General features: G+C 48.4%; 14 protein-coding genes. 11 read left to right on the top strand and 3 right to left on the bottom strand.

What is annotated here, in order from left to right; genetic code table 11:
- Positions 1-3: 3 nt before the first annotated feature.
- Together hemC and G441_RS0111950 are read right to left on the bottom strand one after the other, a co-directional pair.
- Complete coding sequence (gene hemC, locus G441_RS0111945) at positions 4-933, bottom strand: hydroxymethylbilane synthase (RefSeq protein WP_026376564.1); 930 nt, start codon at positions 931-933, stop codon at positions 4-6.
- Positions 934-951: 18 nt separating this feature from the next.
- Complete coding sequence (locus G441_RS0111950) at positions 952-1620, bottom strand: alpha/beta hydrolase (RefSeq protein WP_026376565.1); 669 nt, start codon at positions 1618-1620, stop codon at positions 952-954.
- A gap of 104 nt (positions 1621-1724) precedes the next feature.
- Between G441_RS0111950 and gmk the strand changes: the two genes are divergently transcribed.
- From gmk to trmH, 5 genes are all read left to right on the top strand, one after another.
- Positions 1725-2363 carry a guanylate kinase gene (gene gmk, locus G441_RS0111955; RefSeq protein WP_026376566.1) on the top strand — a complete coding sequence of 213 codons (639 nt, stop codon included), beginning with the start codon at positions 1725-1727 and terminating at the stop codon, positions 2361-2363.
- Positions 2364-2436: 73 nt separating this feature from the next.
- Complete coding sequence (gene rpoZ / locus G441_RS0111960) at positions 2437-2709, top strand: DNA-directed RNA polymerase subunit omega (RefSeq protein WP_026376567.1); 273 nt, start codon at positions 2437-2439, stop codon at positions 2707-2709.
- 180 nt (positions 2710-2889) lie between these two features.
- Positions 2890-5001, top strand: a complete 2112-nt coding sequence (spoT, locus tag G441_RS0111965; protein WP_026376568.1) for a bifunctional GTP diphosphokinase/guanosine-3',5'-bis pyrophosphate 3'-pyrophosphohydrolase — start codon at positions 2890-2892, stop codon at positions 4999-5001.
- 25 nt (positions 5002-5026) lie between these two features.
- Positions 5027-5413 carry a RidA family protein gene (locus tag G441_RS0111970; protein ID WP_026376569.1) on the top strand — a complete coding sequence of 129 codons (387 nt, stop codon included), beginning with the start codon at positions 5027-5029 and terminating at the stop codon, positions 5411-5413.
- Between the two features lie 22 nt (positions 5414-5435).
- Positions 5436-6140 carry a tRNA (guanosine(18)-2'-O)-methyltransferase TrmH gene (gene trmH, locus G441_RS0111975; RefSeq protein WP_026376570.1) on the top strand — a complete coding sequence of 235 codons (705 nt, stop codon included), beginning with the start codon at positions 5436-5438 and terminating at the stop codon, positions 6138-6140.
- Between the two features lie 19 nt (positions 6141-6159).
- On the opposite strand, the gene G441_RS0111980 is transcribed toward trmH, so the two are convergent.
- Positions 6160-7644, bottom strand: a complete 1485-nt coding sequence (locus G441_RS0111980; RefSeq protein WP_034475033.1) for a methyl-accepting chemotaxis protein — start codon at positions 7642-7644, stop codon at positions 6160-6162.
- Between the two features lie 217 nt (positions 7645-7861).
- On the opposite strand from G441_RS0111980, the gene recG reads away from it, so the two are divergent.
- From recG to G441_RS18600, 6 genes are all read left to right on the top strand, one after another.
- Entirely contained in the window at positions 7862-9937 is a 2076-nt protein-coding gene (gene recG / locus G441_RS0111985) for an ATP-dependent DNA helicase RecG (RefSeq protein WP_026376572.1), read from the top strand.
- On the top strand, positions 9930-10709 hold the full coding sequence (locus G441_RS0111990) for a class I SAM-dependent methyltransferase (protein ID WP_026376573.1): 780 nt from the start codon (positions 9930-9932) through the stop codon (positions 10707-10709). Before recG ends, G441_RS0111990 begins: the two co-directional genes overlap by 8 nt.
- 15 nt (positions 10710-10724) lie before the next feature.
- The gene (locus tag G441_RS0111995) at positions 10725-11198 is read left to right on the top strand and encodes a peroxiredoxin (RefSeq protein ID WP_026376574.1); all 474 of its coding nucleotides are present in this window, start codon (positions 10725-10727) and stop codon (positions 11196-11198) included.
- Positions 11199-11218: 20 nt separating this feature from the next.
- Positions 11219-12400, top strand: a complete 1182-nt coding sequence (locus G441_RS0112000; protein WP_026376575.1) for a BaiN/RdsA family NAD(P)/FAD-dependent oxidoreductase — start codon at positions 11219-11221, stop codon at positions 12398-12400.
- Positions 12401-12563: 163 nt separating this feature from the next.
- Positions 12564-14249, top strand: coding sequence for a methyl-accepting chemotaxis protein (locus G441_RS0112005; protein WP_026376576.1), 1686 nt, complete (start codon positions 12564-12566; stop codon positions 14247-14249).
- 56 nt (positions 14250-14305) lie between these two features.
- Positions 14306-14935 carry a DNA-J related domain-containing protein gene (locus tag G441_RS18600; protein WP_051275571.1) on the top strand — a complete coding sequence of 210 codons (630 nt, stop codon included), beginning with the start codon at positions 14306-14308 and terminating at the stop codon, positions 14933-14935.
- The last annotated feature ends 18 nt before the right edge of the window (positions 14936-14953 follow it).

The following is a 14953-nucleotide window of genomic DNA, read 5'->3' on the forward strand; positions in this document are numbered from 1 at the left end:
GTGTTATTGGCTTTCCAATACTTCCAATAATTCACCTGCTCCCTGTTGAAGCAATAACTCGGCAACCTGCACACCAATTTTTTCGGGGTCTTCCCTGCTACCTGTCTGTTCTGCAGTAATAAGTCTGCTGCCGTCGATGGCGCCTACCAGACCGCGCAACCTTATTTGCTGGCCATGTAGTTCGGCAAAACTGCCTATCGGTACCTGGCAACCACCTTCTAATCGCGCATTCATCGCACGCTCTGCTCTGACTCTGATAGCCGTGTCGTTGTCATTTAACGGTGATAGTAAGGCAATGAGTTCGCTGTCATCATTGCGACATTCAATACCCACTGCACCCTGGCCAACAGCGGGAAGCGACGCTTCAGCTGGTAGACACTGTTGGATCCTGTCAGCCATATCCAGACGAATCAAACCTGCTGCGGCTAGAATGATGGCGTCATATTGTCCTTCATCAAGTTTTGCCAAACGCGTATTGACGTTACCGCGTAAATCTTTGATGGTCAGGTCTGGTCTGCGATGGCGTAGCTGGCATTGGCGGCGCAGGCTGGAGGTGCCAACCACACTGCCTGGTGGCAGAGCGTCTATACTGGCAAAGTGATTAGAAACAAAGGCGTCATACGGGTTTTCCCGAGGGCAGATAGCATGTAGTCCAAAGCCTTCCGGGAATGCCACAGGCACGTCTTTCATCGAATGTACCGCGATATCTGCGCGGCCTTCCAACATGGCGACCTCCAGTTCTTTAATGAACAGTCCTTTGCCGCCGATTTTGGCCAGGGGTGTATCCAGAATGCGATCACCCTGCGTGCTCATCGGCACAAGCTCAACATCGATATGTGGATGGGCATTGAGCAATGCCTGCTTTACATACTCTGCCTGCCACAGGGCAAGTGCGCTTTTGCGCGTGGCAATGCGGATCACGCGTTCAGCCATGTTTATTACACCCTCCGCTCACTTGAGCACGCTCTGCAGCCAGTTAGAAATATCCTTCAGCTCCTGCATGCAAACGTTATGCTGCATGGTGTATTCGTGCCATGTTACCGGGTAGCCGTTGCTCTGCAGTGTGGCGTATGCCGCATGGCCGAGGAACATTGGCACGACCTCATCCTGTTGCCCATGCGCCATCATAATTGGTGTGGCCTTGTTGACATCATTTGCTTCACTGGCGAGCTTATCTGGTTCACACATATAGGTAGATAGTGCCAGCACGCCTGCTAATTTATGTTGAATGCGTGTGGCCATATGCAGCGCGATAACGCCGCCTTGTGAGAAACCGGCAAGCACAATACGCTCAGGCGGAATACCATTGGCAATTTCCTGCTCCAGTAAGGCTTCTACCTGGGCCGTTGACTCAACAACGCCTTCGACATCTGCACGAGAGCCGAAATCCAGACTCTTTATGTCATACCAGGCACGCATTGCCATGCCGCCATTGATGGTGACAGGACGGATGGGGGCATGGGGAAAAACGAAGCGTATCTGGGCGTCATCAGGTAATCCCAGCTCCGGTACGATGGGTGCGAAGCCATTGCCGGAGTCGCCCAGTCCATGTAACCAGATGACACATGCCTTTGGTGATCCTGATGGATTCACTTCTACATAGGGGAGTGTTTCACTCATGTAATTATTCTTTCTTTCCGATTGAAGCCACAAAGCGGCGTTAAGCCTGGCAATATGCTAACATCGCTTCCATATTTGAGCATCCTTTTGATTCCCAGAGAAAGATGACAGCAACAATTGGCAATCTGTTTATTGTGTCTGCACCCTCAGGCGCCGGAAAATCCAGTCTCATCAAGGCGTTGTTGGAACGAAGCCAGCATTTGACCGGCGACTCCATGCAGGTCAGTGTGTCACATACCACTCGTCCACCTCGTCCAGGAGAGGTGGATGGTCAACATTACCACTTTGTGTCCGTGCCTGAGTTCGAACAAATGATCGAACGTAACGAGTTTTTTGAGTGGGCCAGAGTGTTTGATAATTACTATGGAACTTCCAGACCTGTCATCGAACAGACCCTTGAGCAGGGCATTGATGTGTTTCTGGATATCGACTGGCAGGGGGCTCGTCAGGTTAAACAGCAAATTCCAATGGCCGCCTCTATTTTCATTTTACCCCCGAGTAAGGCGACATTGAGACAGAGACTGACTTCTCGCGGACAGGACTCAGAGCAGATCATTGAAAGGCGCATGGCTGATGCGGTGTCAGAGATGTCTCATTACAGTGAATTTGATTTTGTACTGGTCAATGACGACTTCGAGACCACGCTGTATGAATTTGAAGCGATAGTTCTTGGTCAAAGACAGCGTTGCGCATCACAGCAAGCCCGTCATGGCGCTTTATTAGCCGAATTACTTAAAAATTAAACGCTGACAAAAGCCGTGTTGCTGATGTATACTGCGCGGCCGATTTTTTGAACACCTTTCACCGGAGAAATGCATGGCTCGCGTAACAGTAGAAGACGCCGTCGATAAAATTGGAAACCGTTTTGACCTCGTGTTGGTTGCGGCACGTCGTGCCCGCCAGTTGGCAACAGAAGGCAAAGATCCAATGGTCGATATGGGCAATGACAAGCCCACGGTAACCGCGCTGCGTGAAATCGAAGAAGGCCTTGTAACGGCACAGACTATTGAAGAGCAAGAGATGCGTGACCAGGAGCAACAGGACCGCGCTGAGTTTGCGTCAGTTGCCAATATTCTTTCTGACCAGTAAGTCTGTCACAAAAAGACACGTCAGCTCAGCAACCAAGACAGGTTGCGAAAACACTTTTTAACAGCCCATCGCTCAGGATTTAAACGCTGATGCGATGGGTTTGTCGTTGGAAATCAGCAAAATAACCCTTATTCTACTGATTAAGTGTGTCTCACAAGTGTCTAACGTCGGACGAAGCCTTTGTATCTGTTTCAGGGTCTTAAAAACAAAATCAGCGAATATCTGAGCGCCGACCAGGTAGCCGATGTCGAGCGCGCCTATGTGCTCGCTCATGATGCCCATGATGGACAGATGCGTTCCAGTGGCGACCCCTATATCACCCATCCGGTCGCCGTGGCCGGGATTCTGGCCGAAGTGCGCCTTGATCATGAAACCCTGATGGCTGCACTGCTGCATGATGTGATTGAAGACACGGAATATAGCAAAGAGCAGCTTGCTGAAGAGTTTGGCGATACTGTTGCTGACCTGGTCGAGGGTGTCAGTAAGCTCGATAAAATTCAGTTTGAGAGTAAACAGGAAGCGCAGGCAGAAAACTTTCGCAAGATGATGATGGCAATGGTGCAGGATATTCGTGTCATCCTCATCAAATTAGCTGACCGTACCCATAATATGCGTACACTGGGAAGCCTGCGTCCTGATAAGCGTCGTCGTATTGCCCTGGAAACGCTGGAAATATATGCCCCTATTGCCCACCGTCTGGGCATTCACGATGTTAAGAATGAGCTTGAAGATCTTGGATTTCAGGCCATGTATCCAATGCGTCATCGTGCCCTTAAGTCTGCAGTGAAGCAGGCGCGCGGTAATCGCAAGGAAATCATTGAAAATATCCGTCAGGAATTGGAGACCCGTCTCGCTGCGCATGAAATTGGCGCCAGAGTAGTGGGTCGGGAAAAGCACCTGTATTCGATTTACCGCAAGATGCGCAATAAAGAGCTGATGTTCAACGAAGTCATGGACATCTATGCTTTTCGGGTAGTCGTCGACAGCGTAGACAACTGTTACCGCGCACTCGGCGCTATGCATGGCTTGTACAAGCCAATTGAAAATCGTTTCAAAGACTATGTTGCAATCCCCCGAACCAATGGCTACCAATCGCTGCACACCTCATTGATTGGTCCTCATGGTATTCCCGTCGAAGTGCAGATCCGTACCGAAGACATGGATACCATGGCAGATAAAGGAGTAGCGGCGCACTGGCTTTACAAAGCACCAGGTGATAAAGGCACCACCGCGCAGTTGCGCGCACGTAAATGGATGCAGTCATTGTTGGAGCTGCAGCAAAGCGCCAGCTCATCATTCGAGTTCATCGAAAGCGTTAAAACCGATTTGTTCCCGGAAGAAATTTACGTGTTTACTCCGGACGGTCGGATTATTGAGCTGCCTATGGGGGCGACGGCGGTAGACTTTGCCTATGCAGTGCACTCGGATATTGGTAATTCTTGTGTTGGTGTGCGCGTCGAGAGACGTAATTATTCGCTTAGCAAACCATTGGAGAATGGGCAGTCTGTGGAGATCATTACGTCACCGCGCGCCAAACCCAATGCGAACTGGCTCAATTTTGTGGTGACCGCCAGGGCACGAACCAACATCCGCCAATACCTCAAGCGTCAGCGTTCAGAAGAAGCTATCAATATGGGTAATCGATTGCTCAGGCACGCGCTTGGCACGGTAAAACTCGACGATATTCCGCAGCAGGATAAGGATCGCGTGGTAGCGGAAACCAAACACGAAAATTTTGATGAACTGTTGTCAGACATTGGTCTGGGCAACGAGTTAAGTGCCATCATTGCGCGCAGACTGTTGGGCGAAAACGCAGAATTACCTGAGAAAAAAGGCACCGTAGCGATCAAAGGTACGGAAGGTCTGTTGGTCAGCTATTCACGTTGCTGCCACCCTATTCCAGATGACGAAATTGTCGCCGTACTGAGCCCGGGTAAAGGCGTTATTATCCACCAAATAGGCTGTAAAAATATTCGTAAGCTCAGTAAAGAAGAGCCGCAGCGAGTACTGTCGATGGAATGGGACCGACACGCTCAGGGCAACTTCAAAGCATCACTTCGTATCGAGCTGATTAATCACCAGGGGACACTGGCAACATTGACGAATACCATCGCCGCCTGTGATTCAAATATCGTTTCGCTGCAAACAGAAGAAAAAGAAAGCAACATTTACTATATTGAGATTGAGCTGACGACTAAAGATCGTAACCATCTCGCCAACATCATGCGAAAAATTCGCGCCATGCCCGAAGTGCAGCGTGTCTCGCGTCACAGTCAAAGTAAACACTCATAATTTATCGATATTAAGGAATTTTTGTATGGCTAAGTCTGTAATCCATACCGACAAGGCGCCTCAGGCTATTGGCACATATAGCCAGGCCGTGAAGTCGGGACATACCGTTTACCTGTCAGGGCAGATACCTTTATCGCCCGAGACGATGGAGATGGTTTCTGACGACTTTTCCGAACAGGCTCAACAGGTGTTTAAGAATGTCCAGGCAGTGTGCGAAGCTGCTGGTGGCAGTATCAACGATTTGGCCAAGGTCAATATCTACCTCACCGATCTGAGTCATTTCGCTACAGTCAATGACATCATGAGTCAATATTTCAGGAAGCCCTATCCAGCCCGCGCGGCGATTGGTGTTGCGTCACTGCCAAAGGGCGCACAGATAGAAATCGACGGTATAATGGAACTTCCAGAATAAATATTCTTAAATAGAGCTGCTTATGTCTCCAGAACGTTACCAGCGTATCCGTTCGATGCTCGCACAGCGTCAGACCGATCTCACTGTTTTAATGGAAGAGGTGCACAAGCCTCACAATGTCTCCGCCGTGATCAGGACGTGTGATGCGGTGGGTATTCACCGCGTACACGCTGTGTGGGATGAGAAGACAAAGTTGCGTAAAGGGACCGCATTAGGCAGTCAGCTTTGGGTAAAAACCCAAAGCCATGACACCATTGCTGATGCGGTTAGCCACCTCAAAGATCAGGGAATGCAGGTGCTGGTAACCCATTTGTCACCTGCTGCGGTCGACTTTCGTGAGGTCGATTACACCAAGCCGACAGCTATTCTGCTTGGACAGGAAAAAGAGGGGGCCACTGAAGAGGCGCTGGCGCTAGCCGACCAGGATATTGTGATCCCCATGGTGGGGATGGTGCAATCGCTGAATGTTTCCGTTGCCGCGGCTACCGTATTGTATGAAGCGCAGCGTCAGCGACAGGCTGCGGGCATGTACGGTAATCAACATGTTCCTGAATCTGAATGTCAGGCGTTATTGTTCGAAGGAGGCCACCCCGTGCTATTCAAACAGTGCGTTAAAAAGGGACTGCCGTTCCCGCATATTGACGAGAACGGGCAGGTGGTAGCCGATGAAAAGTGGTGGCAGGCCATGCAGCTCTCAGACAAGGCGCTGCGCGAGCTTGATCGTTAAGCTGCTCGCCACCGCAAATTTAAATCGAAAACGCGCTTAGCTGTTGTTCTGAATTTCGCACTGCTTTATTGAGGGATGACAATGATTCGGTGGAGCGTTGTGCCTCATGATTGTTGGTATCGGCCAGCTCACTCAAGCGCTGCGTAACCCGGTTAATCTCATCAGCCGCAGCGACCTGCTGTTCTGCCGCAGTGGCTACTGAAGTGATACTGTCTGCCACTTCATTTATCAGGGTCGCTAGCTCATCGACAGTCGACGTCGCACCTGCTGACGACTCAACCGTATTGTTTGCCAGCGACACACACTGGGTGATGATGTCTACTGCTGACTGGGACTCTTTGACCAAGGCTTCGATAACCGTTCTGATTTTATCTGTACTGACTTTGGTGTTACCGGCAAGTGATCGAACTTCATCGGCAACGACAGCAAAGCCACGGCCCTGCTCACCGGCTCTGGCGGCTTCGATTGCTGCGTTAAGCGCAAGGAGATTGGTCTGCTCGGCAACCGCTTCAATGCTGGTCATGACCGAGGTAATTTCCTGGGTCTTGGTATCCAGCGAGGCGACGATTTTCGCCATATTGTCGAGTCTTTCTTTAAGCTCCCCAATATCATTGCCACTATTGGTAATTACTTTCCTGGCTTCATCGGTGTTATGTAGAGCCTGATTTGACGCTGAACCTACTTCAGAGGCGCGCTGTGCAACGCTCTGGATAGTTTGGACCATCTCTGCCATGGCCGTGGCGATCGCTGCCACTTCAGAGGCGCTGTCTGAAGACGTTTGTTTGACTCGCTCGTTAACATCATTCAGTACACTAAGGTTTTCATTTACCACGCGATTGGTATTTAGCACTGACGTTAATGCCTCTCTAAAGCTCCACAATAGTTTGCCGAGCTGAGTCTCTTTTTCCTTATCAAGTTCACATGCTTTATCGATTGCCATTATGTTAGGGTCCCTGAGTACAATATTGACCCCTTCTTGTGCGGCCAGGCTCTCTCTTCCCTCACGCAAGTTGTGGTGTGACATGACGGCAAGTACCGTCCCCTCGGTAACAGCGAAGAAAGCATGAATCAGTAATACATAGAAATAAACGTTATGTGCTTCGAACACATAAACGCTGACCCCCTGGCTTTGCATGATGAAAAAGGTAATATGATGAAGCGCAATAAAGCCGACACTTGAAATAAATAACTTCCAGTCCCTGTACCAACTTAGCACTGCAAGAAGCGTAAATATTTCGAAATGCATCTCGGTCATGCCCATGGTGAGCTGAATATGCAGCGCCGTTAATATTTGTGTTGCAACGCCTACACAGTGCCTCGTGATTGGCGCGAAAGGCTGGGTTTGTATAAGAAAAAGAGCGAGGCCTGCACTAATCAATATGATAATCAGCGTGGAAAAAAAGGCTCCCATGTAGATTCCCAATACCAGTGATATGACTACCTGGATAGCTAAAATCCATGTGAAAGCCTTATTAGCGGTATGAATCCAAGGATATTGCTTCATTACCTTACCTCTTAGCTCATTTTTGATGTTCAGCGTAACAAACTATACGCATAGATGAGTGTAGAACTAAAAATAGATATTTACCTGAAAACATCTCTCTATCAACGACATGCAACCAACACTGTATATTTACTCATGTGATTGTTATATTCAGACGTCCTGTTATGGTGATGAGCAACACGACACATCACCCGTTTTTTATTGAGAAATCATCGCTATGCAGTCGTTGGCTGATATGCCTGTCAGTGCGCTAAAAGGTGTAGGCGACAAAGTTGCCGAAAAACTGCAAAAACTGAATCTTTACACGGTTCAGGATGTGTTGTTTCATCTGCCCTCCCGCTATGAAGACCGTACCCGTATCTATCCCATCATCGATTTGTATCCGGGGCTGCATGCCAGCATAGAGGGTGAGGTGATATCCAGTGATATTCAGTACGGTCGAAAGCGTATGTTGTTGGTCAAGATTAATGACGGCAATGCCGGTTTGACCATGCGCTTTTTTCATTTCTCTGCGGCCCAAGTGAAGAGCCTCACAAATGGTTCGAGGGTGCGTGCATTTGGTGAGATCCGCGCCGGTAAGCACGGCCTGGAGATGATGCATCCTGAATATAAAGTGCTGCAATCTGATAAAACACAACAACTAGAGGAAAGCCTAACCCCGGTCTATCCGACGACTGAAGGTGTGCGCCAGATTACACTGCGTAATATGACCGAACAGGCTCTGTTATTACTTGAAAAAGGTGGTCTGGCGGAATTATTCCCCGCTGGGTTATACCAGCAGCAGGTAACCTTACATAATGCGTTGCAACTGGTGCACCGTCCACCTCCCGACACAGGTTTACAGGCACTTGAGGAAGGCCGTCATCCCGCTCAGAGAAGGCTTATTCTTGAAGAAATGCTGGCCCATCACTTGAGTGTGTTAAAAGTACGTGCACAGAGCGATAAGCACAACGCAGTGCCTATTCGTGTTGATCAGGGAGTGATAGACAGATTTTTAAGCACGTTGCCTTTTGCACCCACTGCTGCACAATCCCGGGTTGTTGCCGACATTCTGCAGGATATGCAAGGTAAGGTTCCCATGATGCGGCTGGTGCAGGGGGATGTCGGCTCCGGTAAAACACTGGTGGCGGCAATGGCATCACTATCGGCTATCGCGCAAGGCTATCAGGTGGCACTGATGGCGCCTACGGAGCTTCTTGCCGAGCAACATGCTGCGAATTTCAGAAACTGGCTAACTGCTCTGGACATCAACGTGGGGTGGTTAGCGGGTAAGTTGAAAGGCAAAACTCGCGCGGAGGCGTTGGATGACATTGCGTCAGGTAAGGCGCAGATGGTGGTCGGGACCCATGCTCTTTTTCAAGAACAGGTAGTCTTTTCTAAGTTGGCCTTGGTCATCGTCGACGAACAACACAGATTTGGCGTGCATCAGCGACTAGCGTTACGGGAAAAGGGGGAGCAGCAGGGATTTTATCCACACCAGTTGATCATGACTGCAACACCCATCCCACGCACGTTGGCGATGACGGCCTATGCCGACCTGGATACCTCAATTATTGATGAGCTTCCGCCCGGGCGTACGCCGGTCACAACGGTTGCTATCCCTGATACACGTCGTGATGAAGTCATCAAACGGGTACGACAAGCTGCGCTGGAACAGGGACGTCAGACATATTGGGTATGCACACTGATAGAGGAATCTGACGTATTGCAATGTCAGGCTGCAGAGGATACGGCAACCGCGCTGCGCACGTTGCTGCCGGAGCTGCGTGTCGGACTTGTGCACGGCAGATTAAAGCCGCAGGAAAAGCAAGCTATCATGGAAGAATTCAAAAACGGCGAATTGGATTTATTGGTAGCGACTACCGTCATTGAAGTTGGAGTCGATGTGCCGAATGCCAGTCTTATGATTATTGAAAATCCTGAGCGACTTGGGCTGGCGCAGCTGCATCAGCTGCGCGGTCGGGTCGGACGGGGAGCCGTAGAAAGTCATTGTGTGCTGCTGTACGCCAGTCCATTATCAAAAACCGCCAGCAAGCGCCTGGCAGTACTGCGCGAATATCATGACGGCTTTTACATTGCTCAACAGGATCTGGAAATTCGCGGACCTGGCGAGTTACTTGGCACCAGGCAAACCGGATTGGCAGAAATGAAAATTGCTGATCTGGTCAGAGATGCCTATCTTATTGAGCAGGTACAGAATATGGCCAGTCACCTATGGCAGCAGTATCCTGCCAACGCGCAGGCTATTATCAATCGTTGGCTGGGACACAAAGAGCAATTCAGCCATGCATGATCAGCATATTCTACTTCCTGATAATGCCAATGACCCGGCACTGGTTAATCTGGCCAAAGCCAATGCCGAGCGCTGGCACCTGAGCTATCAGTCGAAAAAAGACAAAGGTATCGTGCTGGTGCAATGCTATGACAGAGTCGAACTGCGTAATCTTGACGAGCCAAAAATGGGGCCGGTGTATGTCGATTTTGCCAGTGATGCGCTGAGCTGGCGTCGCCAGCACGGTGGCGGAAAACAGGAAGCCATTGCCAAGGCCGTTGGTGTCAAGGGCCAAAGCCTTCCTACGGTGTTAGATGTGACGGCCGGGCTGGGACGTGATGCATTCGTGTTGGCTTCACTTGGTTGCCATGTGCAGATGGTGGAGCGTTCACCCATTGTTGCTGCCCTGTTGCAGGATGGACTGGAGCGTGGTGCGCTGAATGTAGAAATAGGTTCCTGGCTAAGTCAGCGTATGCAATTTCAGCAGGCGCCAAGCTATAACGTGCTGTGCAACTGGCAGGGAGCGGAGCCTGACGTCGTGTATCTGGATCCTATGTATCCGCACAAGCGCAAATCGGCGGCAGTTAAAAAAGAAATGAAAGTCTTTCAAATGCTGTTAGGTGCAGACAGCGATGCGGATACATTACTTGCTCCGGCATTGCAGCTTGCCGGCAAGAGGGTGGTGGTTAAACGCCCTGATTACGCTGCGCCGCTGAATGATCAAGCGCCGAGCATGTCAATAAAAACCAAAAAACACCGTTTTGACGTGTATATTACCCACAACCAATCCTAAACACTGGAGAACAACATGATCCAAGAAGGTGCAACGCTACCCGAAGTGACATTCAGTCTGCTGGTAGGCGACGAGATGCAACACCCTCATACAAACAACCTGTTTGCTGGCAAAAAAGTCGTTTTATTTGCTGTCCCTGGCGCCTTTACGCCTACCTGTAGCGCAGCACATTTGCCGGGCTACGTGGCGATGGCCGACAAAATTAAAGCCAAAGGTGTCGACAGTATTATTTGTGTATCCGTGAATGATGCCTTCGTCATGCAGGCATGGGGTAAAGCCCACAACGCTGAAGAAATCATCATGCTAGCCGACGGCGATGCCAGTTTCACCAGTGCAATCGGCCTGGACATGAATACTGGCAATTTTGGCGGCGTAAGATCACAGCGTTACAGCATGCTGATTGACGATGGCACAGTACTGAAACTGAATTTGGAAGATCCGGGGCGCTTTGAAGTCAGTGACGCGGAAACCATGCTGAAAGCGCTGTAACTGAAAGAGTACCTGCCCTAATGCTGAAGCGAGATGTCATTGTGATTGGCGCAGGTGCCGCCGGTTTGTTCTGCGCTGCACAGGCCGGATTTCGCGGCAGAAAGGTTGAGGTGCTCGATCATGCCAAGAAAGTAGGCAGAAAGATTCTGATGTCCGGTGGCGGGCGGTGTAACTTCACTAATATGTATGCCAGTCCCGATAATTTTTTGTCCAACAACCCACATTTTTGCAAATCTGCACTGAGCCGCTATACCCAATGGGATTTTATTGCGCTGGTAGAAAAATACGGTATTGCTTACCACGAAAAGACGCTCGGGCAGTTATTTTGCGATGATAGTGCCAAGCAAATCGTTGACCTGTTACTGTCTGAGTGCCGGCGGGCTGATGTCACCGTGACCACCCGCTGCGAAATATTTGCCGTCACCAGACAGGCGGATGGATTTCTGTTGTTGACCAGTGCAGGCGAGTATCAATGCGAATCGCTTGTCGTTGCGACCGGCGGCTTGAGCATGCCCAAGCTGGGCGCAACGCCGCTTGGTTATCAACTGGCAGAACAGTTCGGGCTTGACGTGCTGCCCACGCGCGCCGCATTGGTGCCCTTCACATTACATGAGCAGGACAAAACTGTTTTCGCGGATTTAAGCGGCATTTCCATTGACGCCAGGGCGGGTAATCAACTTGCCAGCTTTAATGAGAATATTCTGTTCACCCATCGCGGGATAAGCGGCCCGGCCGTACTGCAAATCTCCTCATATTGGCACGCGGGTGAAGACGTAGAGTTCGATCTGTTTCCGAATGGGGATTTACACGAGCAGTTACGTCAGGCGCAGGAAGTTTCTCCAGACGCGCTGCTCTCCACCGCGTTATCACAATTTTTCCCTAAGCGATTTGTACAGGCGTCACTGCCATATTTCGACATTCCGAATAAACCGTTAAAGCAATTCCAGGGAAAAAGCCTGCAGCAGGTTGCCGAGGCCTATCACCATTGGTTTTTAAAACCTAACGGTACAGAGGGATACCGCACCGCAGAGGTGACGTTGGGCGGCGTAAATACTGACAGGCTATCATCCAAAACCATGCAAGCGAAGGAAGTAGAAGGATTATTCTTTATTGGCGAAGTGGTAGACGTCACGGGCTGGCTTGGTGGTTACAATTTTCAATGGGCTTGGTCTAGTGGCTGGGTCGCAGGCCAGTATGCATAATATTTAATAGGGTGTCCTTAAAAGGTTCCACGCACTTTGAAAGAATCTATATCGCACGGTTTCCAGCTAAAAAGTCTCGCGTTAATGCTGCCGATTAAATATGCAATATAAAATCAAGATGCTATAACAGTTTGCAGTATTATGATCTTAAAGGATATTCAATATGCTCAGCAATTTTTCGATAAGAGCGAGGTTGCTATCGCTGTCGAGTCTGCCACTGATTCTGTTATCCCTTATCCTTACAATTATTATAATAAGTCAGTTGAATCATCTTCAGGAAGAGTCTGTCACGTCTTCAAGAGACATATTGATTGAAAGTAAAAAATCTGAACTTAAGAACATTCTTGAAACTGCTTACAACACTATTAAGCCAATTTACGAAAATAACGGTGAAATGAGTGATGCCGTAAATATTTTAAAACGGGTTAAGTTTGGTGAAGATGGGTACATTTTTGGTTACTCAGGAAGCTCGGTGCGTGTTTTTAGTGGAGATGACAATGCAAGAATAGGAGACAGCTTTGCTGACTTTAAAGATGTAAATGGCGTTTACCTAATTAATGACCTAGTCAAAGCCGGCAGGCGAAATAGTTCCAGCAACGATGATAAATATGTTCTCTACCACTTTCCAAAGCTGGGAGGAAATACCCCTCTCCCAAAATTATCCTATTCTCTGTATTTAGAAAAATGGGACTTAATGATTGGCACTGGGATTTACATTTATGAAATTGATGAGCAAGTCACTTCGTTAAGTAATCGCGTTGAAACAACAGTAACAGATATCATTCTTTTCATCATAACAGCAGTCATTATCCTACTAATTGCGTTTACTGTTTTCGGCATCTATGTCTCAAAGTCTATTTTATCTCCCCTTAAAGCAACGACTCGCTCACTTCATGACTTATCAAAAGGTGGAGGTGATCTTACTGCAAGGCTCCCAGTCGTTGATAAATTTGAAATGGGCAATCTGGCCAGAAATACAAACGACTTATTGAGCTCTTTACATGAGCTCATTTCCAGCGTCAAAAATGTTTCAATTGCCGTATCTGAAGAGGGAAAGCTATTGAACACGCAGGCTCATGAGATAAGCGTATTAAGCGATCGACAACACACTGAGGTAGATCAAATCGCGACAGCTACTACAGAGATGTCTGAAACATCACATCAAGTCGCTGAGAATGCCGGAAACGCTGCAAATGCTGCCAACAATGTGGATAAAGAAGCTGTCCAGGCATTGCAAAGTGTGCGTTCAAGCGTCAACGAAATGAGTAGCCTGTCAAATGAACTGCAGAATGCAAGTAGTGTGATAACTCAAGTTGGTATTGAGGTTGAAAAAATCACAGCGATTTTGCAGGTAATTGAAAATATAGCTGACCAAACTAATCTTTTAGCGCTCAATGCAGCTATTGAAGCTGCTAGAGCAGGTGAGCAGGGCAGAGGGTTTGCAGTAGTCGCGGACGAAGTCAGAAGCCTGGCAAGCAAGACTCAGGGTAGCACTGAAGAAATTAAAGACATGATAAATACGCTTCAAGTCAGTGCAAAACAAGCGGTTGAAGTTATGCGAAATAGCATGTCAAGAAGTGAGTCCACTTCTAACAGTATTATGGATACCTCGGCTAATCTTGAGACAATATCGAAGGCGGTAAATATTTTAACTGAAGAGAACACAATGATTGCTACTTCAGCGGAAGAACAAAGCATGGTTAGCGAAGATATTACCAAGAGGATAGTTGAAATTTCTAATCAAACTAATGACTTAAAAGAAATATCTATTCGAAATGGTGAAGTCTCAGTTCGGTTAAAAGAAAAGGTTGTTGAATTACAAAGTCTTGTTAGTCAATTTAAAGTGTGACTTCAGCTATCTTGGATGGCATTCCTTTCATTTTATAAAAAGGCGTACTCTCTTTAATGTTAAGAACTGTCGCAACTCACAGACTGCTGGAGTGTCTGCAGACACTACTACCTGAATTGCGAGCCGGCATCAAAGAATTTGACCTGATACAGATATTACAGGCGCCGCCGCACTGCCTTTTCGAGAACGTAGATCTCAGTGACTCACTTGCCATGTTTCAGTGTCACTTTGTTTTGTTCAATGCTTTATACATGCTAAGAGATACTCTGTTAACCCAGCAGCAAGGGATATTGGATATTCACGTCACTAAAATCGTTTTGAAGCCCTATTGCAGGACCAAAGCAGATCTGTCTGAAGTTGACGCGTTGCGAGACTATTATCTGGACTGGGCTAATTTTGATTCGACCGGTGCCCAACAGGTGGATGCATTACTGGATGCCTTCTGGAAACGTTATGCAGGATTGAAAACATTTATTCTTGAAAGAAGTGAGGTGCTGAATGCCCTCAATGTATTTGGCTGGTGCGAAGGGGATGAACCTTCTGTAGCAGAAGTAAAACAGCGTTATCGAAAGTTACTGCATGCTGCCCACCCGGACAAAGGCGGTAAACACGAAGACGTGCTGCGTATTAACCAGGCGTTTGATGTGTTAATGCATTTTGCCGAGCAAGCGTATATAGACGGGTAACCATTAGCTACCCGTCCG

It is taken from the genome of Aestuariibacter salexigens DSM 15300, from assembly GCF_000429145.1.
GTDB lineage: Bacteria > Pseudomonadota > Gammaproteobacteria > Enterobacterales > Alteromonadaceae > Aestuariibacter > Aestuariibacter salexigens.

What these genes read in the sequence shown, in the direction of transcription:
- hemC (WP_026376564.1), bottom strand. Translation starts at nt 933, where the DNA reads ATGGCTGAACGCGTGATCCGCATTGCCACGCGCAAAAGCGCACTTGCC.
- G441_RS0111950 (WP_026376565.1), bottom strand. Translation starts at nt 1,620, where the DNA reads ATGAGTGAAACACTCCCCTATGTAGAAGTGAATCCATCAGGATCACCA.
- gmk (WP_026376566.1), top strand. Translation starts at nt 1,725, where the DNA reads ATGACAGCAACAATTGGCAATCTGTTTATTGTGTCTGCACCCTCAGGC.
- rpoZ (WP_026376567.1), top strand. Translation starts at nt 2,437, where the DNA reads ATGGCTCGCGTAACAGTAGAAGACGCCGTCGATAAAATTGGAAACCGT.
- G441_RS0111970 (WP_026376569.1), top strand. Translation starts at nt 5,027, where the DNA reads ATGGCTAAGTCTGTAATCCATACCGACAAGGCGCCTCAGGCTATTGGC.
- trmH (WP_026376570.1), top strand. Translation starts at nt 5,436, where the DNA reads ATGTCTCCAGAACGTTACCAGCGTATCCGTTCGATGCTCGCACAGCGT.
- G441_RS0111980 (WP_034475033.1), bottom strand. Translation starts at nt 7,644, where the DNA reads ATGAAGCAATATCCTTGGATTCATACCGCTAATAAGGCTTTCACATGG.
- recG (WP_026376572.1), top strand. Translation starts at nt 7,862, where the DNA reads ATGCAGTCGTTGGCTGATATGCCTGTCAGTGCGCTAAAAGGTGTAGGC.
- G441_RS0111990 (WP_026376573.1), top strand. Translation starts at nt 9,930, where the DNA reads ATGCATGATCAGCATATTCTACTTCCTGATAATGCCAATGACCCGGCA.
- G441_RS0111995 (WP_026376574.1), top strand. Translation starts at nt 10,725, where the DNA reads ATGATCCAAGAAGGTGCAACGCTACCCGAAGTGACATTCAGTCTGCTG.
- G441_RS0112000 (WP_026376575.1), top strand. Translation starts at nt 11,219, where the DNA reads ATGCTGAAGCGAGATGTCATTGTGATTGGCGCAGGTGCCGCCGGTTTG.
- G441_RS0112005 (WP_026376576.1), top strand. Translation starts at nt 12,564, where the DNA reads ATGCTCAGCAATTTTTCGATAAGAGCGAGGTTGCTATCGCTGTCGAGT.
- G441_RS18600 (WP_051275571.1), top strand. Translation starts at nt 14,306, where the DNA reads ATGTTAAGAACTGTCGCAACTCACAGACTGCTGGAGTGTCTGCAGACA.